This window comes from Planktosalinus lacus (assembly GCF_014640155.1).
GTDB classification, from domain to species: Bacteria; Bacteroidota; Bacteroidia; order Flavobacteriales; family Flavobacteriaceae; genus Planktosalinus; species Planktosalinus lacus.
The window spans coordinates 1-25,421 of sequence record NZ_BMGK01000012.1 but is presented as its reverse complement, the minus strand read 5'-3'; the positions used below and the strand labels follow the sequence as shown (position 1 = coordinate 25,421).

General features: G+C 38.9%; 28 protein-coding genes. 9 read left to right on the top strand and 19 right to left on the bottom strand.

Features of this window, described 5'->3' with window-relative positions; all coding sequences use genetic code 11:
• Nucleotides 1-134 precede the first annotated feature (134 nt).
• Nucleotides 135-2,285, top strand: coding sequence for a TonB-dependent receptor (locus tag IEV69_RS12555; RefSeq protein WP_188442989.1), 2,151 nt, complete (start codon nucleotides 135-137; stop codon nucleotides 2,283-2,285).
• A gap of 1 nt (nucleotide 2,286) precedes the next feature.
• Here the strand turns inward: IEV69_RS12555 and IEV69_RS12550 are convergent, their stop codons facing one another.
• The 7 genes from IEV69_RS12550 to IEV69_RS12520 all read right to left on the bottom strand — a co-directional run bounded on the left by IEV69_RS12550 (nucleotide 2,287) and on the right by IEV69_RS12520 (nucleotide 7,482).
• Nucleotides 2,287-2,661: a diacylglycerol kinase family protein gene (locus IEV69_RS12550; RefSeq protein ID WP_188442987.1), complete on the bottom strand. Its 375-nt coding sequence runs from the start codon at nucleotides 2,659-2,661 to the stop codon at nucleotides 2,287-2,289.
• Nucleotides 2,661-3,158, bottom strand: a complete 498-nt coding sequence (gene tpx / locus IEV69_RS12545) for a thiol peroxidase (protein WP_188442984.1) — start codon at nucleotides 3,156-3,158, stop codon at nucleotides 2,661-2,663. Before tpx ends, IEV69_RS12550 begins: the two co-directional genes overlap by 1 nt.
• Nucleotides 3,159-3,249: 91 nt before the next feature.
• Nucleotides 3,250-3,498: a DUF6952 family protein gene (locus IEV69_RS12540; protein ID WP_188442982.1), complete on the bottom strand. Its 249-nt coding sequence runs from the start codon at nucleotides 3,496-3,498 to the stop codon at nucleotides 3,250-3,252.
• A complete protein-coding gene (locus tag IEV69_RS12535) occupies nucleotides 3,479-3,793 on the bottom strand; it encodes a thioredoxin family protein (protein WP_188442980.1) in 315 nt (104 codons plus the stop codon). Before IEV69_RS12535 ends, IEV69_RS12540 begins: the two co-directional genes overlap by 20 nt.
• A 2-nt stretch (nucleotides 3,794-3,795) precedes the next feature.
• On the bottom strand, nucleotides 3,796-4,431 hold the full coding sequence (locus tag IEV69_RS12530) for a peroxiredoxin (protein WP_188442978.1): 636 nt from the start codon (nucleotides 4,429-4,431) through the stop codon (nucleotides 3,796-3,798).
• Nucleotides 4,432-4,687: 256 nt separating this feature from the next.
• Entirely contained in the window at nucleotides 4,688-6,169 is a 1,482-nt protein-coding gene (gene nhaC, locus IEV69_RS12525; RefSeq protein WP_188442976.1) for a Na+/H+ antiporter NhaC, read from the bottom strand.
• 113 nt (nucleotides 6,170-6,282) lie between these two features.
• Nucleotides 6,283-7,482 (bottom strand): aminotransferase class I/II-fold pyridoxal phosphate-dependent enzyme, encoded by a 1,200-nt coding sequence (locus tag IEV69_RS12520; RefSeq protein ID WP_188442975.1) that lies wholly within the window; start codon nucleotides 7,480-7,482, stop codon nucleotides 6,283-6,285.
• 192 nt (nucleotides 7,483-7,674) lie between these two features.
• Here IEV69_RS12520 and IEV69_RS12515 point away from each other — a divergent pair, with 192 nt between their 5' ends.
• Together IEV69_RS12515 and lpdA are read left to right on the top strand one after the other, a co-directional pair.
• Nucleotides 7,675-8,133, top strand: coding sequence for an Lrp/AsnC family transcriptional regulator (locus tag IEV69_RS12515; protein WP_188442973.1), 459 nt, complete (start codon nucleotides 7,675-7,677; stop codon nucleotides 8,131-8,133).
• A gap of 95 nt (nucleotides 8,134-8,228) precedes the next feature.
• A complete protein-coding gene (lpdA, locus tag IEV69_RS12510) occupies nucleotides 8,229-9,635 on the top strand; it encodes a dihydrolipoyl dehydrogenase (RefSeq protein WP_188442971.1) in 1,407 nt (468 codons plus the stop codon).
• A gap of 79 nt (nucleotides 9,636-9,714) precedes the next feature.
• Here lpdA and IEV69_RS12505 read toward each other — a convergent pair whose 3' ends face one another.
• The 5 genes from IEV69_RS12505 to IEV69_RS14015 all read right to left on the bottom strand — a co-directional run bounded on the left by IEV69_RS12505 (nucleotide 9,715) and on the right by IEV69_RS14015 (nucleotide 12,599).
• On the bottom strand, nucleotides 9,715-10,137 hold the full coding sequence (locus tag IEV69_RS12505) for a hypothetical protein (protein ID WP_188442969.1): 423 nt from the start codon (nucleotides 10,135-10,137) through the stop codon (nucleotides 9,715-9,717).
• A 78-nt stretch (nucleotides 10,138-10,215) separates the two neighbouring features.
• Nucleotides 10,216-10,905 carry a DUF5995 family protein gene (locus tag IEV69_RS12500; protein ID WP_188442967.1) on the bottom strand — a complete coding sequence of 230 codons (690 nt, stop codon included), beginning with the start codon at nucleotides 10,903-10,905 and terminating at the stop codon, nucleotides 10,216-10,218.
• Nucleotides 10,906-11,000: 95 nt separating this feature from the next.
• Complete coding sequence (locus IEV69_RS12495) at nucleotides 11,001-11,612, bottom strand: hypothetical protein (protein WP_188442965.1); 612 nt, start codon at nucleotides 11,610-11,612, stop codon at nucleotides 11,001-11,003.
• Nucleotides 11,613-11,771: 159 nt separating this feature from the next.
• The gene (locus IEV69_RS12490) at nucleotides 11,772-12,212 is read right to left on the bottom strand and encodes a hypothetical protein (protein ID WP_188442963.1); all 441 of its coding nucleotides are present in this window, start codon (nucleotides 12,210-12,212) and stop codon (nucleotides 11,772-11,774) included.
• 195 nt (nucleotides 12,213-12,407) lie between these two features.
• Nucleotides 12,408-12,599: a helicase-related protein gene (locus tag IEV69_RS14015; protein ID WP_373283675.1), complete on the bottom strand. Its 192-nt coding sequence runs from the start codon at nucleotides 12,597-12,599 to the stop codon at nucleotides 12,408-12,410.
• A gap of 420 nt (nucleotides 12,600-13,019) precedes the next feature.
• On the opposite strand from IEV69_RS14015, the gene IEV69_RS12480 reads away from it, so the two are divergent.
• Complete coding sequence (locus IEV69_RS12480; RefSeq protein ID WP_188442961.1) at nucleotides 13,020-14,864, top strand: DUF885 domain-containing protein; 1,845 nt, start codon at nucleotides 13,020-13,022, stop codon at nucleotides 14,862-14,864.
• A gap of 151 nt (nucleotides 14,865-15,015) precedes the next feature.
• On the opposite strand, the gene IEV69_RS12475 is transcribed toward IEV69_RS12480, so the two are convergent.
• The 4 genes from IEV69_RS12475 to IEV69_RS12460 all read right to left on the bottom strand — a co-directional run bounded on the left by IEV69_RS12475 (nucleotide 15,016) and on the right by IEV69_RS12460 (nucleotide 17,847).
• Nucleotides 15,016-15,297, bottom strand: coding sequence for a hypothetical protein (locus IEV69_RS12475; protein ID WP_188442958.1), 282 nt, complete (start codon nucleotides 15,295-15,297; stop codon nucleotides 15,016-15,018).
• A gap of 61 nt (nucleotides 15,298-15,358) precedes the next feature.
• On the bottom strand, nucleotides 15,359-15,811 hold the full coding sequence (locus IEV69_RS12470) for a GNAT family N-acetyltransferase (RefSeq protein ID WP_188442956.1): 453 nt from the start codon (nucleotides 15,809-15,811) through the stop codon (nucleotides 15,359-15,361).
• 34 nt (nucleotides 15,812-15,845) lie between these two features.
• Complete coding sequence (locus tag IEV69_RS12465; RefSeq protein WP_188442955.1) at nucleotides 15,846-16,454, bottom strand: alpha-ketoglutarate-dependent dioxygenase AlkB family protein; 609 nt, start codon at nucleotides 16,452-16,454, stop codon at nucleotides 15,846-15,848.
• A 34-nt stretch (nucleotides 16,455-16,488) separates the two neighbouring features.
• Nucleotides 16,489-17,847, bottom strand: coding sequence for a DEAD/DEAH box helicase (locus IEV69_RS12460; protein WP_188442953.1), 1,359 nt, complete (start codon nucleotides 17,845-17,847; stop codon nucleotides 16,489-16,491).
• Nucleotides 17,848-17,963: 116 nt separating this feature from the next.
• Between IEV69_RS12460 and IEV69_RS12455 the strand changes: the two genes are divergently transcribed.
• Together IEV69_RS12455 and IEV69_RS12450 are read left to right on the top strand one after the other, a co-directional pair.
• The gene (locus tag IEV69_RS12455; RefSeq protein WP_188442951.1) at nucleotides 17,964-18,506 is read left to right on the top strand and encodes an NADPH-dependent FMN reductase; all 543 of its coding nucleotides are present in this window, start codon (nucleotides 17,964-17,966) and stop codon (nucleotides 18,504-18,506) included.
• On the top strand, nucleotides 18,507-19,811 hold the full coding sequence (locus IEV69_RS12450; protein WP_188442949.1) for an anthranilate synthase component I family protein: 1,305 nt from the start codon (nucleotides 18,507-18,509) through the stop codon (nucleotides 19,809-19,811).
• Here IEV69_RS12450 and IEV69_RS12445 read toward each other — a convergent pair.
• Nucleotides 19,808-20,116, bottom strand: a complete 309-nt coding sequence (locus IEV69_RS12445) for a putative quinol monooxygenase (RefSeq protein WP_188442947.1) — start codon at nucleotides 20,114-20,116, stop codon at nucleotides 19,808-19,810. The two genes, IEV69_RS12450 and IEV69_RS12445, sit on opposite strands and share 4 nt — an antisense overlap.
• Before the next feature lie 9 nt (nucleotides 20,117-20,125).
• Nucleotides 20,126-20,956, bottom strand: a complete 831-nt coding sequence (locus tag IEV69_RS12440; protein ID WP_188442945.1) for an SAM hydrolase/SAM-dependent halogenase family protein — start codon at nucleotides 20,954-20,956, stop codon at nucleotides 20,126-20,128.
• Nucleotides 20,957-21,074: 118 nt separating this feature from the next.
• On the opposite strand from IEV69_RS12440, the gene IEV69_RS12435 reads away from it, so the two are divergent.
• Together IEV69_RS12435 and IEV69_RS12430 are read left to right on the top strand one after the other, a co-directional pair.
• Nucleotides 21,075-22,028 (top strand): PhoH family protein, encoded by a 954-nt coding sequence (locus IEV69_RS12435; RefSeq protein ID WP_188442943.1) that lies wholly within the window; start codon nucleotides 21,075-21,077, stop codon nucleotides 22,026-22,028.
• Between the two features lie 2 nt (nucleotides 22,029-22,030).
• On the top strand, nucleotides 22,031-22,987 hold the full coding sequence (locus IEV69_RS12430) for a phosphoribosylaminoimidazolesuccinocarboxamide synthase (RefSeq protein ID WP_188442941.1): 957 nt from the start codon (nucleotides 22,031-22,033) through the stop codon (nucleotides 22,985-22,987).
• Nucleotides 22,988-23,029: 42 nt separating this feature from the next.
• On the opposite strand, the gene IEV69_RS12425 is transcribed toward IEV69_RS12430, so the two are convergent.
• A complete protein-coding gene (locus IEV69_RS12425) occupies nucleotides 23,030-24,118 on the bottom strand; it encodes a M42 family metallopeptidase (RefSeq protein WP_188442939.1) in 1,089 nt (362 codons plus the stop codon).
• A gap of 117 nt (nucleotides 24,119-24,235) precedes the next feature.
• On the opposite strand from IEV69_RS12425, the gene IEV69_RS12420 reads away from it, so the two are divergent.
• On the top strand, nucleotides 24,236-24,922 hold the full coding sequence (locus IEV69_RS12420) for a DUF4294 domain-containing protein (protein WP_188442937.1): 687 nt from the start codon (nucleotides 24,236-24,238) through the stop codon (nucleotides 24,920-24,922).
• Nucleotides 24,923-25,421 lie beyond the last annotated feature (499 nt).

Genomic DNA, 25,421 nt, shown 5'->3' with positions numbered 1-25,421 from the left:
AATTCGAAAACTATCTTATGGCCACCTTAAAAAGGTGGCTATTTTTTTTACGGTTCATCATAGAAAATTAACAGTTCGGAATTATTAATTTCCAGTAGTTGAATTTGGGTTGCAGTTTTGCTGAAAAATCAACCATGAAACTAGTAGTCTTATTTATTTTATTGTTAACCGTAACAAGATTTTCAGCTCAAACAACTATTTCGGGAGTGGTATATGATGGAAAGAGAACCCCCATTAGTGGAGCCAATGTTTTTCTCCAAGGCACTTATGACGGAACAATCAGTGAGGCAGACGGTCACTTTTTATTTACGACTGATTCCAAGGGTTTTCAAACGCTTCAAATTTCTTATGTTTCCTATGAAACAAAACACCTAACTGTTGATGTTCAACAAATGCAGAATTTAAGTATTCAGTTGAGAGAAGATGTTGCAACATTGGGAGCGGTCACTTTAAGCGCAGGGACTTTTGAAGCGGGCGACAAAGCACGTACTTCTGTTTTGAAGCCTTTAGACATTGTCACAACTGCAGGAGCAGCCGGGGATATAGTGGCCGCATTACAAACACTTCCGGGAACCCAAACTGTGGGAGAGAGTGGTCGTTTGTTTGTCAGAGGTGGTGAAGCAGGTGAAACCCAAACATTCATAGACGGAATCAGAGTGGCCCAGCCCTATGGAGCTTCTGCACAAAACATCCCCACCCGGGGCAGGTTTTCACCTTTTTTATTCAGTGGGATGTCATTTTCAACAGGAGGTTACTCAGCAGAATATGGAGAGGCATTATCAGGGGTGCTGTTGATGGATACAAAAAATGAAGTGGAACAAAATCAAACAGAAATTTCCCTGATGAGTGTTGGAGTAGGGCTGGGTCATTCATTTAAAGGAAAAAACAGTTCCCTTTCAATTAACACCGCCTATATAAATCTGGAACCCTATCAATTAGCTGTTCCTCAACGATTGGATTGGAACAGAGCTTTTCAGTCACTTTCAGGAGAAACTGTCTATAGAAAGCATTTTGATAAGGGCCTTTTTAAAGCCTATGCAGCGTATGATTCTTCCTCATTTGATTTTAACAGGGAGACTATCAATCAAGAAACCACAGAGCGAATTGAATTAAACAATCAGAATCTCTATGTCAATACTTCTTATAAATCCTATTGGAATAACAATTGGCAGTATTTTTCCGGGATGAGTTATGGGTTTTCATCCAACTCAATTAGTCCGGACTTCATAAACATCAAAAACAAGGAACATGCTTTGCATTTAAAATCAAAATTAAGTCGTAGGTTTTCCAACAGGTTTAAAATATTTGCCGGAGGAGAGCTTTTCTACACTCAATTTGATGAACAATTTCAAGAACAGGGTTTTAAATTAAACTCGGGATATACTTCAACGATTGTGGGTTTATTTAGTGAAGCATCCATCTTTTTTTCCAAAAGGTTTGCGACCCAAATCGGAATACGCTTTCAACATGATGCTTTGTTAAATGAAAGCAGCGTGTCTCCAAGACTTTCTCTTGCCTATAAAAGTGGTGAGCACGCGCAGTTCTCTTTGGCGTATGGACAATTTTCACAGGCACCAAATCAGGAGTATTTAAAGTACAACACCTCTTTATCTTTAGAGAATACTGCACATTATATTTTAAATTATCAATATGCTCACAATCACCGAACCTTAAGGCTGGAGGGTTATTACAAGCAGTATCAAGATTTGGTGCGTTTTGAAAGTGAACAGGAGCTATTTAATTCCGGGTTTACAAATGAAGGGAGTGGCTATGCAGGCGGATTAGATGTTTTTTGGAGGGATGGAAAAAGTTTTAAAAATACAGAATATTGGGTTTCTTATTCATTTATTGACACAAAGCGATTGTACAGAGATTTTCCTAATAAAGCCACACCCTCATTTGTGGCACAGCATACGGCATCTGTTGTTTTGAAACATTGGGTTCAAGAGTGGAGGTCACAATTGGGGTTTTCACATACGTTTCATAGCGGGAGACCTTTTAATAATCCAAATGAAACAATCTTTATGAATGGAGAAACCAACTCATATCACAGCACCGGCTTCAATTGGGCCTACTTGTTAAGTGAGCAGAAGATTCTGTATTTTTCGGTTTCCAATATTATGGGAACAAAAAATATATTTGGATATGAGTATGCCAATACTCCCGGCGAGGATGGATTTTATAATCGAAAAGCCATCACACCCACAGCCGATCGATTTTTCTTTATTGGATTTTTTTGGACAATTAGTGAAGACAAAAAAAGTAATCAGTTGGACAAGTTGTAATTTAATTATTCTGAAATATATAAGGCCAGTAAATAATCATTGCAATAATTACAGCAATTATGGCGGCAAAAAAGACAGCCCCGGCGGCAATGTCTTTAATATGACCTATTTTATTATGAAAATCAGGATGTACAAAATTAGCCAGTTCTTCAACGGCGGTATTAATTCCTTCAATGCTTATGACCAGGCCGATTGCAAAGAGCTGCAGTATCCATTCTGTGGCAGTGATGTCAAAATAAAACCCGGCAGCAATCACACCAATTGATACAACCATTTGCACCTGAATGCTCTGCTCAGTTTTGAGAAGCATCCAGGCACCTTTAATGGCGTAATAAAAACCTTTTAATCGGCTTTTTATAAAGTTTTTTTCATTCATTAAACGTGTTTTAACACTTCCGCATAATCAGGTTCCCGGCCAATATCAGGCACTAATTGGGTGTATATTACCTTGCCTTCTTCATCCAGAACGAGCACAGCTCTGGCGTGCAATCCCTGAAATATTCCGGATTCAATTCTCACACCATAGTTGCTTCCAAATTCATTGTTCTTATAATCAGATAAAGTTTCCACATCATGGAGTCCTTCCGCCCCGCAAAACCCCGATAATGCAAAAGGCAGGTCTTTGGAGATGCATATTACTTTTGTATTCTCAAGTTTTGAAGCTTCTTTATTAAACCTTCTTACCGATGCTGAACAGACTCCCGTTCCCACGCTTGGAAATATATTTAAAATAAGCCTGCTGCCCCGATAATCCTGAAGGGAAATATCAGATAAATCTGTTTTTGTTAATGTGAAATCGGGAGCGGTTTTTCCCACTTCCGGTAATTCGCCATTGGTTGTTGTGGGAGTGCCGTCTAAAGTTATTTGTGCCATCGTTTTTTCAGTAAAAATATAAAATATTGTCTGAATCCATACAAAAAAGCCTGCTTTTAAACCAGGCTTTTTACAATATTAATTGAACGCATTACCGGTCAATGGAACCCATCACTTTTTTGGCAAAACCATTTGCCGCATCGCGTTCATCCATACCGTTTTCAATCATTTCAGCAACTTCAGCAGCGCCGCAGAGATTGGTGATCAGTTCGCCGATCACATCCATTTCTTCCTCTGTGATCCTGTTGTATTCACTGAAGGATTCAAGCACTTCAATGCAATGTTGAATCTGTTCCGGCGAATTGTTCTTCTGTAAATGCCTAATTACGGGTAACTTCATCGATCAATTCTTTTAAAACATCTGTTTTGTTTGTCTGTACCTGATTAACCAGGTTTCCGTTTTTAAACGTAGCAAACGTGGGCAGGTTGTCAACCGTTGCCATCTTTCTGCTTTCCGGAAACTTTTCGGCATCGACCATCAGAAAGGTGAAGTTTTCAGTTTCCTGAGCGAACTTTTTAAACTTCGGTTTCATCAAACGGCAGTTGCCACACCATCCTGCAGAATACTGCACGATTACGTTTTCCTTTTCGGCAACAACCTCTTTCAGATTGTCTTGTTCCAGTTCAGTTACCATAATTAGTTGCTTAAATAAGCGGCTACTCCGGTTCTGTTTGCCTGCATTGCGTCTTTACCTTCTTCCCAGTTTGCAGGACATACTTCGCCTTTTTGCTGCACGTGGGTATAGGCGTCAACCAAACGAAGGTACTCATTTACATTTCTTCCCAAAGGCATATCGTTTACACTTTCGTGGAATACTTTACCGTCTTCATCAATGAGGTATGTCGCACGGTAAGTCACGTTTGAACCTTCATAAATCATGCTGTCTGATTCTTCATCATAATTTTCTGAAACAATGTCCAGAATCCCCAAACGGTTGGAAAGGTTTCTGTTGGTGTCAGAAAGGATTGGATAGGTCACGCCTTCAATACCACCTGCATTTTTTGGGGTGTTTAACCATGCAAAATGCACTTCGGGGGTATCACAGGATGCGCCGATGATCATGGTGTTCCTGTCTTCAAATTTAGACAAGGCTTCCTGAAAAGCGTGGAGCTCTGTAGGGCATACAAAGGTGAAATCCTTTGGATACCAGAAAAGCAATACCTTTTTTTTGTTTTTGATCGCTTCTTCGCGAATATTGAGTTTGAAAGTGTCTCCCATTTCATCCATTGCGTCGATCTCGATGTTGGGAAATTGTTTTCCTACTAATGCCATAATTTTTATTTGTTTTTGTTGTTTGTAAATTGGCTGCAAAGGTAAGCTGAAAGCATACTTTTACCTTAAGGTTTTATCCTAAAATCTTATTAAAACATAAGTCTTTTTGATAGTCTGTTTCTTGGTTTTTGTTAGCTTCTGGAAGTCAAAAATATAGGGAGTAGATAGCATTTAGTTTTGCAGGATTTTCCGGCTACTTGGTGCTAAAACAAATTCTTTATAGTCCTATCCTAAAAATATAGAAACAGAAAACACTCTAAGCAGCTTTACCGGTCAACATTTTTATCTTGATGCTGAAGGCTGCAAAAAACAAGGTGGTGAAGGGGCTCAGCCAGTTGAAGATGGCATACGCAAAATATTCACCCACACCCACACCCAGCACACCGCTGTGATAGGCACCGCAGGTATTCCAAGGGATCAGTACAGACGTAACAGTACCGGAGTCTTCCAGTGTTCTACTGAGGTTTTCCGGAGCAAGGCCTTTGTCTTCATATGCTTTTGAAAACATTTTCCCGGGCACTACGATTGCAAGATACTGGTCTGAAGCTGTTAGGTTCAACGCCAGGCAACTGGCAACTGTACTGGCAAAAAGCCCGAAGGTGGTATGAAACATTTTAAGCAGGGCACGGGTGATGACTTTCAGTGCACCGATGGCATCCATAATACCACCAAAAACCATGGCGCATATAATCAGCCAGATGGTACCCAGCATACCGCTCATCCCACCGGCAGAAAACAAATCGGCCAGGGTTTCATTATCTGTGGCCACGGTAGTGTCAACCGTAATGGCATTCATCACGCCTTTATAACCGCTCTCAAAGGTGAGCGTATCTGAACCACCAATAGTTGCTACAATTTCCGGCTGGAAAATAAGTGCTGCCAGTCCGGCAAGCAAGGTGCCAATCAATAAAGCCACGAGGGGCGATGTCTTTTTTACGATTAAAACTATTACCAGCAGCGGCACCACAAACAGTACCGGGTTGATGTTAAAAGCTGCATCAATGGATGTTAAGATTGCCTGGGAGTCAACGGATCCCGTGGTGTTTATATTCAGGCCTATGATGATAAAGACAATAATGGTGATCACAATCGTGGGCACCGTGGTGAGGGTCATATACCTGATGTGTGTAAAAAGGTCGGTTCCGGCCATCGCAGGGGCGAGGTTGGTCGTATCGCTCAAAGGCGAAAGCTTATCCCCAAAATAAGCCCCCGATAAGATAGCACCCGCGGTCATCCCCAGCGAGATATCCAGCGCACTTGCAATTCCAATCAGGGCAATACCCACTGTTGCCGACGTCGTCCAGCTACTCCCTGTGGCTATCGAAATCACACAACATATAATCACACAGGAAGCCAGAAATATGGCAGGGTTCAACACCTGCATCCCATAATAAATCATTGTCGGGATGATACCGCTCACCATCCAGGTACCGGCAAGGGCACCCACCATGAGCAGGATGAGTATGGCGGTGGTGGTTGACTTGACATTCTCTGCCACGGCTTCCATCATCGTGTCTATCTTCACCTTGTTATAGAAGCCTACAACGGCTGCAATGGCACCACCCAGCAACAGGATAAACTGGTTGCTGCCACTGAGGGCATCATCACCAAAAGCATAAAAAACGTTGTAAAAAAGCATGCCAATTAAGGCGATTACAGGAATCAATGCTTCCCAGATATTCAATTCTTTGTTGGAATGGATATTCTTTTTTACATCGACGTTACTTTTATCTTTCATCGTGGCAAGTTATTTTTAGAGTTGTAATGTTACAACTTTGAGCAGAAATTTGCAAACTCAAAAATCTATTGAGAATTTGTAAAAATTAAAAATAAAAAAGTCAATAAAAACTTTTAAAGAACACCGGTTAACTTCATGCATTTCTTCATTTCCTCATAGGTGCGTTCAATGTCGTTGTCCAAACCAATTGAGAATCTGATCAACCCATCGGTCAAGCCCATTGCTGCTTGTTCTTCTTCCGGGATTTCTGAGGAGGTCGAGCTGCCCGGTGCGCTAAACAGGGTTTTATAAAATCCTAAACTCACGGCAAGATAGCCGATGTTTTCTTGCTGCATCAGCTCCATCAGTTCGTTGGCTTTATCAATCGAACCCACATCTATGGTGAGCATCCCGCCATAGCCGTATTCGTCGTGCATCATTGAGCTAAACAAATCGTGGCTGGGGTGAGATTTAAGACCCGGATAGACCGTTTTAATTCCTTCTTTTTCAAAACGCTCTGCAAGGTACATCGCGTTGTGGCTGTGTTGTTTCATCCGGATGTGCAGGGTGCGCATATTTTTGAGAATGGAAGCGGCCCGCAGGCTGTCCATAGAAGCGCCCAACAGCATACTGGCGCCATCGTTAACACTTCGCAGGCTGTCAATTAGCTCCTGGGTTCCGCATACCACACCGCCCATGGTGTCACTGCTTCCGTTGATGAACTTGGTCAAACTGTGGATGACGATATCTGCGCCCAGTTGTTTTGGGGAAACCGAAAGCGGCGAGAAGGTATTGTCAACCACCAATTGTAAATTGTGTTTTTTGGCCAGTTTTGCCAGCCCGGGAATATCAGCGACTTCCAGTAGTGGGTTACTCACGGTCTCACAATAGAGTAGTTTTGTTTTGGGTGTGATAGCGGCTTCTACTTCGTCCAGTTTTGTAATGTTCACAAAAGAGGTGTTGACCTGAAAGCGAGGAGCAAAATTCTTTAGAAATGCATAGGTACCGCCATAAATGGTCCTGCTGGATACCACGTGGTCACCGGCACCGCATAGTTGCATAATCACCGGCGTGATGGCACCCATACCGGTTGCAGACACATTGGCTGCTTCAGTGCCCTCCATAGCTGCAAGTGCTTGTCCTAAATACAAATTGGAAGGTGAGGAGTGGCGTGAATATAAATAACAGCCGTCTGCGTTGCCTTCAAAGGTGTCAAACATGGTTTTGGCCGAAAGAAAGGTATAGGTGGATGAGTCTGAAATGGAGGGGTTTACACCTCCAAATTCGCCAAAATATTGTAAGTCCTGTATGTTGTTTGCTGGTTTAAATTTCATAGTGTGTGGTTTAACTTAAGTAAAAAAATAATTTATTCCTTTGTTTTTTAATAACTTCAAACTTACATAACACTAGTTTAAAAGTCAATGATAAGCATTATTAATAGTTTTTTATACTGAATTATTTTCATCATGTAGATTTTATTTCGTTTTTTTGTTCTTAAATAAGGCTTGCGCCGAAAAACATTCAGTATGCAACCAGATGCTATCGACCGAAAACTATTAAAACTTCTTCAGGAAAACAGCAAGCAAACCAATAAAGAGCTATCCTTGCAGCTCAATCTTTCTGTGACAGCCGTTTATGAACGTATCAAAAAATTAGAGAAAACCGGTATCATCCATCGGTATGTTGCGATTGTCAATAAAGAAAAAGTTGACAAAGGGTTTGTGGTGTTTTGTCAAATCAAGCTGGTGCAGCATACCAAAGAATACCTTACAAAATTTGAAAAAGAAGTGATGGCCCTTCAGGAAGTGATGGAATGTTACCACATTAGCGGAGAGTATGATTATTTGCTGAAGATTTTGGTCAAAGACATGGCCGCTTTCAGGGAATTTATGGTGACAAAGCTCACCACCTTACAGCATATAGGTAGTACCCAAAGCTCTTTTAGTATCAACGAAGTAAAGTGTGAGACTGTCTTAAAAGTTTAAGCTTTATGTCAAAATTGTCCTCTTTTTATCAAATCTAATTTCACTATTGTATTTTGTAATTCGTACTTTTGTATTCCAATTTTAAAACTACTTACATGAATTCATATGACGTTGCAATTATAGGTTCGGGGCCCGGGGGATATGTAGCTGCCATTCGTTGTGCACAACTGGGCATGAAAACCGCAATTATTGAAAAATACCCAACGCTTGGAGGGACTTGCCTCAATGTGGGTTGTATACCTTCCAAAGCCCTGCTGGATTCTTCACATCATTATGAAGACGCCTTAAAACACTTTAAAGACCACGGTATTGACATTCCCGGGGACATCAAGTTAAACTTTAAGCGTATGATTGAACGCAAACAAGATGTGGTGGACCAAAATACCAAAGGCATCGTCTATTTAATGGATAAAAATAAAGTGGATGTTTATGAGGGTCTGGGCTCATTTAAAGATGCCACCCACGTCAACATCAAAAAAAATGATGGAAAGACGGAGACTATCGAAGCCAAAAACATCATCATCGCTACCGGTTCAAAACCGGCATCGCTTCCGTTTATCAAAATTGATAAAAAGAGAATCATCACTTCTACTGAGGCGCTTTCGCTGAAAGAAGTTCCTAAACATATGATAGTAATTGGTGGAGGAGTTATCGGTTTGGAACTGGGCCAAGTGTATCGACGTCTGGGAGCCGAAGTCACTGTGGTTGAATATATGGACCGCATCATTCCTACGATGGACAGCGCTCAAAGCAAGGAACTTACCAAAGTGATGAAGAAACAGGGTGTAAAATTTCTGCTATCACACAAAGTAAATGGTGTCTCTGTGAAAGGTAAAGAGGTAGCCATTACGGCCAAGGATAAAAATGACAAGGACGTTAGCCTTACCGGTGATTACTGTTTGGTCTCTGTGGGAAGAAAGCCTTTTACAGACGGACTCGCAGCCGATAAAGCCGGTGTAAAAATCTCAGAACGCGGTATGGTGGAAGTCAATGACCACCTGCAAACCAATATCAAAAATATCTATGCCATTGGTGATGTAGTGCGTGGCGCCATGCTCGCTCACAAAGCTGAGGAAGAAGGTGTTTTTGTGGCTGAAACCATCGCCGGTCAAAAGCCGCATATTGATTACAATTTAATCCCCGGAGTGGTATATACCTGGCCGGAAGTTGCCTCAGTAGGGAAAACTGAAGAAGCACTTAAAGAAGCCAAGGTAGAATATAAAGTAGGCCAGTTCTCAATGCGTGCCCTGGGACGATCACGTGCCAGCGGAGATATGGACGGATTTGTAAAAATCCTCGCTGATAAAAAAACAGATGAGGTTTTGGGCGTACATATGGTTGGAGCCCGTGTAGCTGATTTGATTTCAGAGGCCGTTGTGGCAATGGAGTTCCGTGCGAGCGCAGAAGACATTGCCCGTATGAGCCACGCACATCCCACTTATGCCGAAGCCGTCAAGGAAGCCGCCCTCGCTGCAACTGAGAACAGAGCATTACACGCTTAAAAAAAAATCCCCGAAGATTCGGGGATTTTTTTTTAATCATAATATAGTTTTAAAGGAATTTCAAATAAAAATGGTCCTGTCAAATTTTATTTGATTTATTGACAGCAAGTTTTCCGCCTATCCAGGCCATAGGTAAATATGCAAATAATAAATCTATCAGGTTAAACCACATAGGTGAGGGGAGCATCATTACGTTGGCAATTCCTCCTAATAAAAAGAATACACCTACTAAGAAGGCGAGTGTCATTTTTTGTTTTGCTGCAATCTTAGCAGCAATGAAGGCACCTACCAGAACCCCAAGAGCGTGAGCTAAAAAAGGCATTAAAAAATTAATGGGCTTAAAGTGTTGCATCCCTTCTTTTAGACCTTCAACAGTTGTTACATCTATACCTTCAGGAGGAGGTATGATAGAACTGCTCATCATAATAATTGACATATTGACTAAACCGCCAATTAAAATTCCTGCTACAACTGCGAGAACATTTTTAAATATTGGGTTCATAATTTTGGTTATTAAATATTTTACTGCATTTATAGATAAATGTATTGAAAAAGATTCAATTTTTTTCAATATTACAAATCAGTCTCCAAAAGCAAGTAAATTACTTCGTCTACATACATGGTTTTCAATGGAGATACGAATTAATTCACGATTGTTATTTTCTTTAGTTTCCATAATTTGAAGTGCATTGTCCCAAACATCTTTTCGCCAGGTTGTAATAAGTCTAGAAAGCAAGTATTCATCCAGACGTCCGAATGCTTTATCAATCCATCCCATAAAAGGATCTGCAGGAGCAAGAATTTCGTCTTGAACTTTGTCAATTGTCTCCCCTATTATTTCATTTACTTTGCAATGGTCTTCAAATCGTTTAATTTTTTCATTTTCTGTAAGTTTAGGCCATTCTTCGTTGAGCATATCAACAAGTGTAAGCACTAAGTCGTAGTTAATATGAGCGTTTACTCCAATAAGTAAATATTGCACATGTCTCATTTTTTTGGTTTGGGTGAGTTGATGTACCTCCTGCCAAACTTTTGGTACTTTGTCACCACAGTCATAACAATTTAAAGCATCAAAATAATAATCAGCAAAACGATGTAGCAGATTGTAAATCCATTCAGAATCGTGAAATTCATTCTTGTTGATTGCGTCAAGCATGTTTGAAGTCATCATTCTGTAGCAACTTAAAAATATGTGACGGGAATCACTTTTGCTCTTCCAGTTTAAAATATGAGCATCCATTTGATGCAATACTTCAGGGTTTGAGGGCATAGTCTAAAATTTTAGGGAAATTAAATTCTAAAACTCTAAAATTATATAAAACTATCTTGACTATTGAGATTTCTTATAAAAAAAACTGGAAATAATTAAAAGCAAAAATGTTTGAATAAACATAACATAATTTCATTTTTATGTTTTGCTCTTATATAAATTTGAATTTCATCAATTGTATTTTTACTGTTGCGGTATTTTAATGAAACTGTCCTCACCGTGTCTTTTTCCAATATAAAACTTTGTCCTTTTTTAGGTTTGTCTTGCAAAGGTTGAAGTGAAAGTATATTAGGAACAGAAACTTCTGAGTTAAATTTTGAAAACCATTTATTTTTTTTAGTAGCTTTCAAAAGTGTATGCTTTTGAGATTCTTTATGGTAAAAAACACCCAAAATACGATCTCTCCAAATAGCTTTTTTGACAGCATATTTTTTTTGATCAGGCTGATAAAGAAAGAAAACAAATGCATTTTGAAATGAGGCCATTTGCATACTCAGGTTAAAATGATATTCAGGTACTCCATTTAAAAATTGATCAAATTCTTTGATACCATTTTTATAAAATATCAAAGTATCACTTACATCATTTTGTTTGTTTATGCAAATTGCTTCTAAGTACTTTCCAAGGTTATCAATTTCTTCATCGTTGTCAAAATTAATGAATACAGGATGTGTTCTAATTTTTTGATATTGGTATTGTTGAATCATATTTTGTGAGGTTATGAAGCTAAATTAGAAACTATTGTTTAAAACTTAATGAGGAATTCCTCATTTTGAAAAAAAATATTCAAATAAGAATGTGATAGAAACTCAACAAAAAAAAAGCTGCCCTTTTCTAAAGGGCAGCTGGAGTAAGCAAATTATAAATTAATTTGAACGTGTCATACCAAATTGATCAAAGGCTTGTTTACACATAGTTTGTTTGCAACTAAAACTCAATTCTTTCCAGGCAGTACCCTCGACACCACTTAATGTGAGCGTGCCGTTATGTTGTTCTATTGTAAACAAAAAGGTGTTGCTGTCACTATCTATTTCAATACGGTCTCTTTTTGATAGTTCTGTCATTCCATATTGATCGATTGCTTGCAATAAATTTGCATTAGTGGTTGTATAATGTAATTCTTTCCAATTACAACCGGTTAAGCAAACAAGTTTAATTTTGGTATTTGTTTTTTCAATTTCAATTAAAAATTTCGAAGGTGAACTGTCTTTTTGATTTTGAGCAGTTAAATGAGCTGTAAAACTGATAAGAAAAACAAAAAAAGCCAGACACATGCTTCTAAAAAAATATTGTGTTGTGCTTTTCATATCGTTAGGTTTTTTAGGTTATATCATCTAAAATACAAAATATAATTCAAAAAATATTTAAAAACAATTATTTTTTAGTATCCTGACTTAATAATAATTGAATAAAAAAAAATATTACTTACGTTTATTTCTTTTGCTGTAATTTTTGTCTCCACTTGTTTTTGTTTTTTTAGATTTTTTTGTTATTTCCTTCCGCTAAGAACCTCCCGGTGCGTCTTCATCGTTTTTACTTCGTTTGTTGGGGATGTCAACGTTGATAACGTGCGATTTGTTTTCAAAGTCAAGTCTGCGTGCCATTACATCTGTTGCTATGAGGATACGATTTTCACCGGCTTCAATTTGCCGAATACTGCGAATGCGATAATTCTGAGACTTGTTTGAGTGAATTACACATAACCCTTCCTTGCAATGTTCGTCTAGTAACTCAAAGAGTAAGTCAGCTGTTTTTTATTTTTCACAAATAGTAATACTTTGGAAAAAGATTCCTTTGTGGGTCGTAATCTGATGAGGATATGGGGGGGTGATTGGGCATGTCGTTGATTTGTGATGTTTTGTGGTCGTTGTTTTGGATACTAGTGGTCATATATTAATACAACTCGTCTTTCCAGGGTTTTTGAATCAGGCTGTGACGGAATTTCACTGCAAACACGACCTGAATGTGCATTTAGGTGTTGGCCATATATAATTTAGTTGTTTTAAATTTATTATAACATATAGATAATCAATTATTTATGTTTTCATCCAAACATATGAAATTATTTGTTTTATATTTGATAACTAACATATTAACACCAAAATAACATTATTATGAGACTATTATTAAAACGCCTGCCGATTTTCGGTGTACTGGCTATTGCCTTTTTAATGGTTTCCTGCGGGGAAGAGAAAAAGGAAGAACAAAAAGAAGATCAAAGCGCAGCCCTCAATGAGTGGTTTGACACCAAGTATGAAGAAGTCCTTCAAAGGAGCCCATTACAGCTCACCATGCTGGGAAGAAAAGACAAGTATGACCAGTTGGATGATATGAGCCTGGAGGCGGAACAGGAAATGCTGGAGTGGTATAAGGCCAGTGTAGCTGAGCTTGAGGAAACCTTTGACTATGATGCTCTTGAGATGGATGACCAGATCTCCTATGACCTGTGGATGTATCAGTATGAACAGATGAAAGAAGGTGCGCAGTTCCAAAATATGGATTATGTGTTTCACCAGATGAACGGAATCCATATCCAGCTGCCCAGCTTTATGATTAACTTTCACAAGGTTGACAGTCTTTCTGATATGCAAGCTTATATTTCCAGGATAGAAGCATCTGACCGCGCGATGAACCAATTGCTGGACCGTGCCAGACAGCAAGCTGAAAAGGGCATACTGCCTCCCAAGTTTGCTTTTGAGACCGTGCTCACCCAGTCGAAAGCACTTATTGACGGGCAGCCGTTTACTGATGCCGGGGAAGGAACTGCTATGTGGATGGATATGAATATGAAAATCAATAGCCTTAAAGAGAAAGGGGATATCGATGAGGCACAGGCGGATAGCCTGATGGCACAGTCTAAAAGAGCCTTGACAGAACATTTCAAACCGGCTTATGACAGCCTTATAAACTGGGTAGAAACCGAAATGCCCAATGCCGAAGCTACACCCACAGGTGTAAGCAGACATCCTGATGGAGAGGCCTATTACAACTACCGTCTGAAGGCTTCTACCACGACTGATCTGACTGCCGATGAAGTGCATAATATTGGTTTGAGCGAAGTGGACCGCATTCAGGAAGAAATGATGACTATTAAAGACGCTGTTGGTTTTGAGGGAACCCTTGAGGAGTTTTTCAAGTTTGTGAATACAGACGAACAGTTCTTTTTCCCCAATACCGATGAAGGTCGTAAGGGGTATCTTGATGAGTCAACAAAATATCTTGACGAACTCACAGAGAAGCTTCCGGAGTATTTTGGGATCCTCCCCAAAGCAGATCTGGAGGTAAAACGAGTGGAATCTTTTAGAGAACAGGACGGTGCACCACAGCATTATTTTCCCGGCACACCGGACGGAAGTCGCTCAGGGATTTATTATGCCCATTTATCTGACATGAATGCTATGCCCAAAACCACTATGGAAGGAGTGGCCTATCACGAAGGAAACCCGGGGCACCATATGCAAATCTCGATAGCACAAGAGTTGGAGTCTGTGCCTGAGTTCCGCACGCAAGGGCGGTATACTGCTTATGTAGAAGGCTGGGCATTGTATTCCGAAATACTCGCCAAGGAGATGGGCGGTTATGAGAATCCGTATTATGATTTTGGTCGTTTGGTGAATGAAATCTGGAGGGCTATCAGGCTGGTAGTGGATACCGGTTTACATTCCAAAGGATGGACTGAAGCCGATGCCATTGCTTATTTTACAGAGAACTCTTCTATTTCGCAGGGAGCTATCAAAGCTGAGGTACAGCGTTATATGGTTATTCCCGGACAAGCCACAGCGTATAAAATCGGGATGTTGAAAATACAGGAGTTACGAGAAAAAGCAGAAACTGAACTGGGGGAAAACTTTGACATCAAAGGATTCCATGATACGATTTTGGGGGGTGGCGCGATGCCCTTGGAAATCCTTGAGAAGCGTGTGAACCACTGGATTGATTCGCAAAAGGAAAGTGCTTAATCTTTTCAGGGATTACAACAAAAAACGTTACAAAATACCGTGCCTTAGGGTGCGGTATTTTTGTTTTAGTGTTGTTAGCTGCGGGTGCACAGTGCCCGAGGCAATAGTTTTAAGGACAAAGCTCTCAATGCTCAACGGGTGGAGAGGTAGGTCACGGTATTTTTGTGTTTGATACTTTTATAGATTTTACGGGCGTTTTTTCTTTGGAGAGGGTCATAAACTGTTCCTCTTGATCGATCATAAGTGTGTTTACAAAACCCGGCCGGATGTCTGTGATGTACAAAGGTTTGCCGGAGTGGTGCGCTTTCTTCTTTAATGGAGTCAAAACAGTCGGTTTAGATGTTCTGGGGTCAGTGGCTTTTATACTTTCCAGAAGGACTTCTTCCGGAGTGGTACTACCCAATTGGTAACTATTTGCAAGGAGGTTTGGCAAAGTTCTTTTCCCATGCCGGAAGTGGCACTAACGATAATTGATTTTTTTTATAGTTTAAAAATCAGATAAGTTCTTTTTTAAAACAACGGCTGCTTTTGACGGCAGTATATTGTCCGTAGTTTGGGATGCGGTTATAGCCTTTTTTTTGATAGAGGGCGATGGCTTCGGGATACTTCTCACCGGTTTCAAGGATGCAGTGGGTATAAGAGAGTTCGTGCGCCCATACCTCCAGGTGGGTGAGCAGGGCAGTAGCGATTCCCAGACCGCGGCATTCGGGTGAGACATACATACGTTTGATTTCAGCGGTGTGATCGTCATAGTGTTTAAAGGCACCACAGCCCACAGCGGACTTTTTATGGTAAGCTACAAGCACATGTTTGATAGTGTCTGTTTTGTTGTATTGTGCGTGAAATGCGTACTCATCGCCGTCACGAATGGTCAGTTCTGCATCGAGGTAGCTGATAAGGTGGAGAAAATCCTTGTTTGCAGAAGTTGTTCTTACAAAAGTATTCATTGGTGGTTGTTTAGGTTTTAAAAATACAAAATACCTAAGAAACAATCGTACGGAATGTGAGATTTACACGAGGTGTGCATATTTTTTTAGTGGGTGGCAAACGATGCAGCCAGTGGGTTTGAGTAGAGCCCTTCATAACCAGCAAACTACCGTGATCCAGGATGAGTGCAATGGTTTCTTTGGTTTCTTTGTGCTTGAAGGCAAATTTGCGTTCTGCGCCAAAGCTGAGCGATGCGATGGCCCCGTTCTTTTTTAGGTCTTTTTCACCGTCGCTGTGCCAGGCCATACCTTCTTCGCCACTATGGTATAAATTCAGCAAACAGGAATTGAAGGTCTCGCCGGTTTCCTTTTCGGTGGCGGCTTTTAATGAGAGCAATTCCGGTGTCCAGGGAAGGGCGTGTTTGGTGGTGTTTGAGTAGGTGTATTCAAAAGGACGGTCACCATACCAAGCCACTTTGCGTTTGGTTTGTATGCGTTTTCCGAAGATGACGGCCTCGTCGTTTTTCCAGTCGATGTGATTGAGGAGGCGTTCCAGATAAACATCAGCTGTGGTTGACAGAAAAATGATCCCGTGGTAATGAACGGCTCCGTCTTGAGGAAGGAGGTTTGTACTGGGGTCTGATAGCTGACTGAAAAGGTCCATGGGTTCTCTTGAAAAATAAAACACCTTAAAAATACTATTTCTTTTTGTTCCTGCGGTTGTAGTTTTTATCGCCTTTGGTTAAGGGTTTTTTATATTTTTTTGTTATTTCCCTCCGGTAGGAACCGCCCAGGTTTTCTTTTTTATTTTTATCTTTTTTCTCGTGAAAAGAGGGTCCCGGTGCGTCTTCGTCATTTTTGTTTCGTTTACCCGGATTGTTGATTTCCTTGATGACGGGTCGCTCTTCATAGGTTAGCTTTTCAGAGATTTCAAGACCTTCAGGCAAGGGAAGGCGTGTTACTTCCAGCTGCATCAGGGATTCAATGGCTTCCAGGTTGTTTTCCTCCCCGGGTGTTGTGAATACCACGGCATTTCCGGTGCGTTCCGCACGCCCGGTGCGGCCTATCCTGTGGATGTAATTTTCGGGATAGTCGGGGGTGTCAACATTAATAACGTGAGATATGTTTTCAAAGTCAAGTCCGCGCGCCATTACATCTGTTGCAATAAGAATACGATTTTCACCAGCTTCAAATTGCCGAATGCTGCGAATGCGGTAATTCTGAGTCTTGTTTGAGTGAATTACACATAACTCTTCCTTGTAATGTTCGTCCAGTAACTCAAAGAGTAAGTCAGCTGTTTTTTTATTTTTCACAAAAAGTAATACTTTGGAAAAAGTTTCTTTGTTTGAGAGTAGCTCCAGAAGTAAGTTTACCTTAGTGTAAAAGTTGGGTATAAGGTAAACATATTGTTCTATGTTTTTTAAGGGCTCACCACTTAAGGCGACCGAAATTTTTTCCGGATTTTTAAAAAAGACATCCAAAAGCTCTTCTACATCTTCAGTCATTGTGGCTGAAAAAAGGATGTTTTGGCGTTGTGCCGGAAGTATATCAAAAATATTCACCAGTTGATGTCTAAAACCTAAGTCTAACATGACATCTACTTCATCAATCACCAGCTTTTGAATTGATTTTAGCTGTAATACACGGCTTACGGCCAGATCATAAAGCCGTCCAGGAGTTGCAACAATAACATCTATGCCTTCAGCAATGGCTTTTTTTTGAGTGTTTATGTTTGTCCCACCATAAACCCCCAGAATACGCAAGTTTGTATACTTTGCTAATTTTTGGGTTTCCTCCACAACTTGCAATACAAGTTCACGTGTAGGAACCAAAACCAAGACCCTGGGGTTTTCTTGTTTAGAGAAAGGCAACATTCGCAAAAGCGGAAGCATATATGCAAACGTTTTTCCGGTACCTGTTTGTGCAATTCCCACCATATCTCTGCCAGACATAACAACTGAAAAAGATTGCTCCTGAATTGGAGTGGGGGTTGCTATCCCCAAATCATTCAATGCGTTGAGAAATGGAGTTGTTAGATTAAAATCACTAAATGTCAAATCGTTTATTTTTCCGCAAAGGTAAGCTTATTTTATATTTAGCTTTTTATAAACATGAAGTCTCTAAAATTTAGGTATTTTTGTTTTTTAATCACATCAAATCAGCAAAATCTGAAATGAAAAAAATACTGGCCTTTGCAGGATCAAACAGCAGCACTTCAATCAATTACCAATTGATAAGCTATGCAACTTCATTAATTAGCCAACACGAGGTGGAACTTATTAAACTTACAGATTATCCACTGGTATTGTTTGGTGAAGATATTGAAAAAGAATTGGGCTATTCTGCTGAACTGCGTTTACTTTTGAATAGAATTAAAGATGCTGATGCACTTATGATTTCAGTAAATGAGCACAATGGCGGACCCTCAGTTTTTTTTAAAAACGTGATGGATTGGTTGTCTCGCATTGAATATAAATACCTGAAGGGTAAGAAAGTGTTGTTGATGAGTACATCAACCGGAAGCAGAGGGGGAGCAAGTTCCTTAGAATATGTAAAAAGCCGAATTCCAAGACATGATGGTGAGGTCATCGAAAGTTTTAGTTTTCCTTCATTCAATGAGAATTTTTCTCTTTCTGAAAATAAAATTATCAATGAAGAACTTGCTCTTGGTTTTATAGATGTGATTCAAAATTTTGAACATCAAATTGCTGGTTAATTGCGAACAGTAAAAAAAATAAACCTAAAGCCTTCTCACGAACTTAAAAACAAGCTGCTTAGCTGGGCACAACAATTTGAAGAAGTGGTTTGGCTCGATTCAAATTCTGGTGCAAACCAAAAGAATTTAAATTATACTTCATTCGACTGTATTTTAGCGGTTGATGCGTTGACCTCAATAAAAACAGATTTTCACGAGGCATTTGATAAACTCGAGGAATATCATAAACACGCGGCCGACTGGGTTTTTGGATATTTAACATATGACCTGAAAAATGCGGTAACAGATTTGTCATCCAATAATGTTGATGGGTCAAAGTTTCCTGAACTTTATTTTTTTCAGCCAAAAAAAATTATCTTGCTGAAGGGACAGACCCTGGAACTACATTACCTTCACTTTGTTGCAGACGAAATCGAAGATGACCTCAATTCCATCTTTAAAAATAAGACTCCAAAACAAACAAAGGAAATTCCAAAACCTGTTATTGAAGCAAGAACATCCAAAAAAGCTTACATAGATAAGGTAAAAGAAATGCAACACCATATCCAGCAAGGTGATATTTATGAAGCCAATTTTTGTATGGAATTTTTTGCTGAACAGGCCACAATTGAGCCACTACACACTTTTTTAAAACTCAATTCAATTTCAGAGGCACCCTTTGCATGTTTTTTAAAACTGGAGTCAAATTATTTGCTTTCGGCTTCACCTGAACGATATCTGAAAAAAGAAGGAAATAAAATAATTTCACAACCCATAAAGGGCACCGCACCACGATCACAAAATCAGGAATTAGATACTCAACTGGCAGCAACTCTTAAATCAGATGAAAAAGAGCGCTCTGAAAATATTATGATCACTGATTTGGTGCGTAACGATCTTTCACGCACAGCGAAACGCGGCAGTGTGTATGTGGAAGAATTGTGTGGTTTGTACACCTTCAAACAAGTGCATCAACTTATTAGCACAATCATTTCAGAAGTTGAAACAGAGACAACGATAACCGACGTCCTGAAAACAACATTTCCAATGGGAAGCATGACGGGTGCACCTAAAGAGAGTGCATTAAAAATCATAGAAAAACTGGAAGATAATAAGCGTGGACTGTACAGTGGCTCGGTGGGTTACATTTCGCCTCAAGGCGATGCAGATTTCAATGTTGTAATAAGAAGTATACTTTTTAATGAAACTTTAAAGTATTTGAGTTTTTCAGTTGGTAGTGCAATTACATTTAAGTCAGACCCTGAAAAGGAATATGAGGAATGCATTTTAAAATCAAAGGCAATGCGTCAGGTTTTGGAAAGTTAAAACATTGTTTCATCCAGTTGATGCAATACATCAACGCTCCAGGCTGCAGCTTTGTTTGAAAACATAGGTTTTGTTTCACTCCAAACGTCTTTAAAAAGAGCACTGTTGCGGTAGTTTTCAAGATCAGATTCTTCTTTCCATTTGCTGTAAGTAAAAAAAATGTGTTGGTGTTGTTTATCCCGGTAAAGTTCAAGGTGTAAACAGCCCGGAAAAGTTCTTATTTTTTCTTTTACTGTTTCAAAGTTGTCTAAAAACTGTTGGACCTTGTGTGTTTTAAACTCCATTTTCACGATTCTGATAAACATAGCCTTTTTTTATTCAAAATTAACAGTAACGGTATCTCTGTAGTATAATCCAAAAAGTGTAGAAGCACTTCCTACAGTTTGTGGGTTGCTTTTGTAAACAGCCAGTTCAAGATAACCCGAGGCGTTCCAGATAGCAAGTTTTTTACCGTCTTCTTCACGCTTATCGGGTGGAAGTGAAAAGTCAATTGCATCACTGTATTTTGCGAAAATCTTTTTGAATTTTACATTTCTGCCAGAAACGACAAATGGATTGCCTTTTCCAACTGCTTCAAAAAGCTTTTTAGAAATATTGGTAACAACATTTCCATAGTTATCAATATAGATCACATTCCCAATAATTTGTTGTTGTTTTTCCTGAACAACAGGAGTCAGTCCTTTTAATTTTTTTATTTCAGGAATTTCTTTTCCAACTACTTCAAGGGTGCCTCCCCGGGCGAGGTGACAGGCCACTTTCACAAAAACGTCCAACACCGGAAAATCAGAAATCACTCTGTCGTGTATGTTTATTTCAACAATTTTTTTGGGTTTCATTTCCTGAGTGATTAAGGAAACAATTCCATTGTCAGCACATATAAAGTAATGCTCGTCCAGCAAAACTGCAATATGTTTATTTTCAGGTGTCAACTCTGAATCTATTCCAATAATATGAATGGTACCTTTAGGAAAACTCCTATAAGCATTTTGAATTATGTATGCAGCCTCGGTGATATGAAAAGGTGAAACAGAATGGGAGATATCAACAATTTTAATAGATTCCAATTCATTATAAATAGCACCTTTAACCGCTCCTGCAAAATGATCTTTTTCTCCAAAATCGGTTGTAAGAGTTATTATTGGCATAGGTAAATTGTTGATATTTTTTTAACCTCAAAACATAGAGGTAACCATAAAAATACATTAGATTTGTAGTACAAACTTAATCATTATAAAAGACAATTCTTAAAATAAATTACTGCTTTTGAACGAACTTATTCTAGAAATTACAGAGATAAGTCCAAGCGAGTTGTTTGGACATCAAAATTCAAACATCAACCTTTTAAAAAAATACTATCCTAAGTTAAAAATTGTTGCCAGAGGAAACCGTTTAACTGTGTTTGGTGATGAAGAATTGTTGGAAGAATTTGATAAAAAATTCACTATGTTGATGGAGCATTTTGTGAAATACAACAAGTTGGATGAAAATGTTATTGAACGCATCCTTACCAGTGAAAGCAGCGCAGAATATGAAACTCCTGAAGGTAGCGGCGAAGTGCTTGTTCATGGAGTGGGAGGAAAGCAGATTAAAGCCATTACAGTAAATCAGCGTCGACTGGTTGACTTAATGCGTAAAAATGATATGGTTTTTGCTGTGGGCCCTGCCGGAACCGGAAAAACTTACACCGGGGTTGCCCTTGCTGTAAAAGCTTTAAAAGAAAAGCAAGTTAAACGCATCATACTCACAAGACCCGCTGTTGAAGCCGGTGAAAACTTAGGTTTTCTTCCGGGCGACTTAAAGGAAAAATTAGATCCTTATATGCAACCTTTATATGATGCTCTAAGAGATATGATTCCTCATGAAAAACTTGAATCGTATATCGAAAAAGGAATTGTTCAAATAGCACCGATGGCATTTATGCGTGGTCGCACATTGGACAATGCGTTTGTCATTCTCGATGAAGCTCAAAACACCACCCATGCCCAGATGAAAATGTTTTTAACCCGAATGGGTAAAAATGCCAAGTTCATGATTACTGGTGACCCCGGTCAAATTGACCTTCCCAGAAGGGTGATTTCAGGACTTAAAGAAGCATTGTTGGTTTTAAAAGACGTGAAAGGAGTGGGAATGATTTATCTCGATGATAAAGATGTGATTCGTCATCGTTTGGTTAAAGAAGTTATTTCTGCTTATAAAGCGATAGAAAATGTAGAATAATAATGAGCAATACCCTCACAAAAACAAATTTTCAATTTCCGGGTCAAAAAAATGTATACCATGGTAAAGTGCGTGATGTATATACCTTGGAAAATAATATGCTACTAATGGTAGCTACAGACCGCATCAGTGCTTTTGATGTTGTGATGCCTAAAGGAATTCCCTTTAAAGGGCAAGTTCTCAATCAAATTGCAACAAAAATGATGGGTGCCACCAAAGATATTGTACCCAATTGGCTTATTGCCACACCTGATCCCAACGTGGCAATTGGCCACGCTTGTGAACCTTTCAAGGTGGAAATGGTCATAAGAGGCTATTTAAGCGGACACGCAGCCCGTGAGTACAAAGCCGGTAAAAGAATCCTTTGTGGTGTTTCAATGCCTGATGGAATGAAGGAAAATGATCAGTTTCCACAACCTATTATCACACCGGCCACTAAAGCTGAAGCAGGGGAACATGATGAAGATATTTCACGTGAAGACATTTTGATAAAAGAAATAGTTTCTGAAGCAGATTACCAGGTATTGGAAGAGTACACTCAAAAATTGTTTCAACGAGGGACGGAAATTGCCGCTTCAAGTGGATTGATTTTGGTTGACACCAAATATGAATTCGGAAAAACCAAAGACGGCCAAATTGTTTTAATTGACGAAATTCACACGCCGGATTCTTCACGTTATTTTTATGCTGACACCTATAAAGAGTTGCAGGACAAAGGTCTTCCTCAAAAACAATTGTCTAAAGAGTTTGTAAGACAATGGCTTATAGAAAATGGTTTTCAGGGAAAAGAAGGGCAGAAGGTTCCAATTATGACTGATGATTTTGTTAAAAATGTTTCAGAGCGATATATTGAACTCTATGAAAATATTACAGGAGAAACGTTTCAAAAAGGTGATGTTTCTGATATTGAATCAAGAATAGAAAAAAATGTACTAAGCTATCTGGTTGAGTACATTTAAAAGAAGTCGATTTCAGTTATATGAAATCGACTTCCCGGTACTTTATTCAAAATAATTAAAAGATTGCCCGTCTTTAAACATTAAAACAGACTCATAAATCAACTTTATTACATTTTCAACATCATCACGATGCACCATTTCAACAGTGGTATGCATATAGCGTAAAGGCAGTGAAATCAAAGCTGAAGGCACACCACCGTTACTGTAAGCAAATGCATCAGTATCAGTTCCTGTAGACCTGGAAGCTGCCATCCTCTGAAACGGTATTTTATTTTTTTCGGCTATTTCTATTAATAGTTCTCTTAATTTATTTTGTACTGCCGGAGCATAAGAAATCACAGGGCCATCACCAATTTTAGTTTCACCTTCCGTCTTTTTTTCAATCATTGGAGTAGTAGTATCATGGCAAACATCAGTTACAATTGCCAAGTTTGGTTTGATGGTTTGTGTAATCATTTCTGCACCTCGCAAACCAATTTCTTCCTGAACTGAATTGGTGATATACAATCCAAATGGAAGTTTTTTCTTGTTCTCTTTCAAGAGTCTGGCAACCTCGGCAATCATAAATCCACCCATACGGTTATCGAGTGCTCGACAAACAAATTTGTTTTCGTTTAAAACGAAAAAGGTGTCGGGATAGGTAATCACGCAACCCACGTGAACTCCGAGTTTTTCAACTTCCTCTTTGCTGGTGCAGCCCACATCAATAAAAATGTTTTCTAATGAAGGGGCCTGTTCTTTTTCTTTACTCTTTCTGGTGTGGATGGCCGGCCATCCAAAAACACCTTGAACGATTCCATTTTTTGTGTGGATATTTACACGTTTAGAGGGTGCTATTTGATGGTCACTGCCTCCATTTCGAATTACATAAATTAAACCATTATCAGTAATATAATTGACATACCAAGAAATTTCATCGGCATGTCCTTCTATAACTACTTTGTATTTTGCTTCGGGGTTTATAACACCCACTGCCGTTCCATAATTATCTGTAATGAATTCATCAACATAAGGCTTCAGGTAGTCCATCCAAATTTTTTGACCACTCCACTCATATCCGGTGGGTGCTGCGTTATTTAGATAGTTTTCTAAAAATTGAAGTGATTTTTTGTTGAGGATTGATTTTGTCATAGTTTTGATTTTTTAAAGGTGTAAAATTATCAATATAATTATGAAATTAGATATACTAAACGATTTATCTTTAATTTTGGAATGATTTTAGCTTTTTGTTCAGAAACTCTATAATATATGTTGCACAAAACATTAGTAATCTTTTTACTTTTATTTTTCATTCTTAAAATCAATTCTCAAGAAGACAATGCATACCGTTATCATAAAAATGATACTACTGAGTATTTATATATGATTATTGATGGCGACACATTGCCCAGGCAATTTATTGACCTTGAAGAAGTATACCTTCTAAATAAACTAAAGTTTAATAGCGCAAAAGAGCGACGGGCATACTTAATTTTAAGAAGGCGAACCCGAAAGGTTTATCCTTATGCCAAACTGGCAGCAGAAAGACTGCAGGTAATGACTGACCGCCTTGCTACTTTGGAATCAAACAGGGAAAAACGAATTTACACTAAGAGGGTTCAAAAATATATTGAAGGAGAATTTACAGACGAATTAAAAAAGCTTACCAAAAGCGAGGGTAAGATATTGGTAAAACTCATTCACAGGCAAACCGGAACCACCGCATATGATTTAGTTAAAGAGTTGCGCACAGGTTGGCGAGCCTTTTGGTATAATACCACAGCTAGTTTATTTGAAATCTCTTTAAAAGATGAGTTTTCACCATTAAAGAATAAAGAAGACTTTTTAATAGAAGATATTTTACAGCGAGCTTTTCAAGAAGGTGCCCTGGAAGTTCAACATCCTGCCTGGCCCATTGATTATTTTGAACTGGCCGATTTCTGGACAAATAAGTAACTTAAAATTCTTGTCATTTGATTTATTTTTTGTAGTTTAGTAGTTCGCTAAAAAAATAATTCAAATCAATTAATTAAGAGTATCAAGTAGTTAAGGAAAAGCATAAAAATATATTGAATTTTTATGTAGTTTTTTCTTGCCAGGGATAAAAACGGTTGTATATTTGCAGCCGCTTTGAGGGATAAAGGAATTGTTTTGAGGAGTGAAGTTCATTGATTGTTTTTAGTGTATTTTTTGAGTTTTTAAAATTTTTCAAAAAAAGCTTGTGGGGTAAAAAAAAGCGTATTATTTTTGCACCCGCTTTGAGTCAGAGGCAAACAGGTTCACTAAAATAAACAGAGAGAATAGAAATCCCGGGTGGGTATATAGAAGAGGTTCGAGTCCTTTTATTTTAGCAAGACTTCCTTTATTTGGATAAGGGAAAAAGTTCATTGATATATTGAATTGACAGCGTATTTTTTGGGATTGGAAACGATCCCGGATAATACAGAGAAATAAA

Excerpts from the sequence above, each read along its gene's own strand:
- IEV69_RS12465 (WP_188442955.1), bottom strand. The coding sequence starts at position 16,454 with ATGGACCTTTTCAGTCAGCTATCAGACCCCAGTACAAACCTCCTTCCT.
- IEV69_RS12455 (WP_188442951.1), top strand. The coding sequence starts at position 17,964 with ATGAAAAAAATACTGGCCTTTGCAGGATCAAACAGCAGCACTTCAATC.
- IEV69_RS12430 (WP_188442941.1), top strand. The coding sequence starts at position 22,031 with ATGAGCAATACCCTCACAAAAACAAATTTTCAATTTCCGGGTCAAAAA.
- IEV69_RS12440 (WP_188442945.1), bottom strand. The coding sequence starts at position 20,956 with ATGCCAATAATAACTCTTACAACCGATTTTGGAGAAAAAGATCATTTT.
- nhaC (WP_188442976.1), bottom strand. The coding sequence starts at position 6,169 with ATGAAAGATAAAAGTAACGTCGATGTAAAAAAGAATATCCATTCCAAC.
- IEV69_RS12500 (WP_188442967.1), bottom strand. The coding sequence starts at position 10,905 with ATGCCCTCAAACCCTGAAGTATTGCATCAAATGGATGCTCATATTTTA.
- IEV69_RS12470 (WP_188442956.1), bottom strand. The coding sequence starts at position 15,811 with ATGAATACTTTTGTAAGAACAACTTCTGCAAACAAGGATTTTCTCCAC.
- IEV69_RS12540 (WP_188442982.1), bottom strand. The coding sequence starts at position 3,498 with ATGAAGTTACCCGTAATTAGGCATTTACAGAAGAACAATTCGCCGGAA.
- IEV69_RS12480 (WP_188442961.1), top strand. The coding sequence starts at position 13,020 with ATGAGACTATTATTAAAACGCCTGCCGATTTTCGGTGTACTGGCTATT.
- IEV69_RS12555 (WP_188442989.1), top strand. The coding sequence starts at position 135 with ATGAAACTAGTAGTCTTATTTATTTTATTGTTAACCGTAACAAGATTT.
- IEV69_RS12490 (WP_188442963.1), bottom strand. The coding sequence starts at position 12,212 with ATGAAAAGCACAACACAATATTTTTTTAGAAGCATGTGTCTGGCTTTT.
- IEV69_RS12445 (WP_188442947.1), bottom strand. The coding sequence starts at position 20,116 with ATGTTTATCAGAATCGTGAAAATGGAGTTTAAAACACACAAGGTCCAA.
- IEV69_RS12425 (WP_188442939.1), bottom strand. The coding sequence starts at position 24,118 with ATGACAAAATCAATCCTCAACAAAAAATCACTTCAATTTTTAGAAAAC.
- IEV69_RS12505 (WP_188442969.1), bottom strand. The coding sequence starts at position 10,137 with ATGAACCCAATATTTAAAAATGTTCTCGCAGTTGTAGCAGGAATTTTA.
- IEV69_RS12535 (WP_188442980.1), bottom strand. The coding sequence starts at position 3,793 with ATGGTAACTGAACTGGAACAAGACAATCTGAAAGAGGTTGTTGCCGAA.
- IEV69_RS12530 (WP_188442978.1), bottom strand. The coding sequence starts at position 4,431 with ATGGCATTAGTAGGAAAACAATTTCCCAACATCGAGATCGACGCAATG.
- IEV69_RS12515 (WP_188442973.1), top strand. The coding sequence starts at position 7,675 with ATGCAACCAGATGCTATCGACCGAAAACTATTAAAACTTCTTCAGGAA.
- tpx (WP_188442984.1), bottom strand. The coding sequence starts at position 3,158 with ATGGCACAAATAACTTTAGACGGCACTCCCACAACAACCAATGGCGAA.
- IEV69_RS12495 (WP_188442965.1), bottom strand. The coding sequence starts at position 11,612 with ATGATTCAACAATACCAATATCAAAAAATTAGAACACATCCTGTATTC.
- IEV69_RS12550 (WP_188442987.1), bottom strand. The coding sequence starts at position 2,661 with ATGAATGAAAAAAACTTTATAAAAAGCCGATTAAAAGGTTTTTATTAC.
- IEV69_RS12520 (WP_188442975.1), bottom strand. The coding sequence starts at position 7,482 with ATGAAATTTAAACCAGCAAACAACATACAGGACTTACAATATTTTGGC.
- lpdA (WP_188442971.1), top strand. The coding sequence starts at position 8,229 with ATGAATTCATATGACGTTGCAATTATAGGTTCGGGGCCCGGGGGATAT.
- IEV69_RS12420 (WP_188442937.1), top strand. The coding sequence starts at position 24,236 with ATGTTGCACAAAACATTAGTAATCTTTTTACTTTTATTTTTCATTCTT.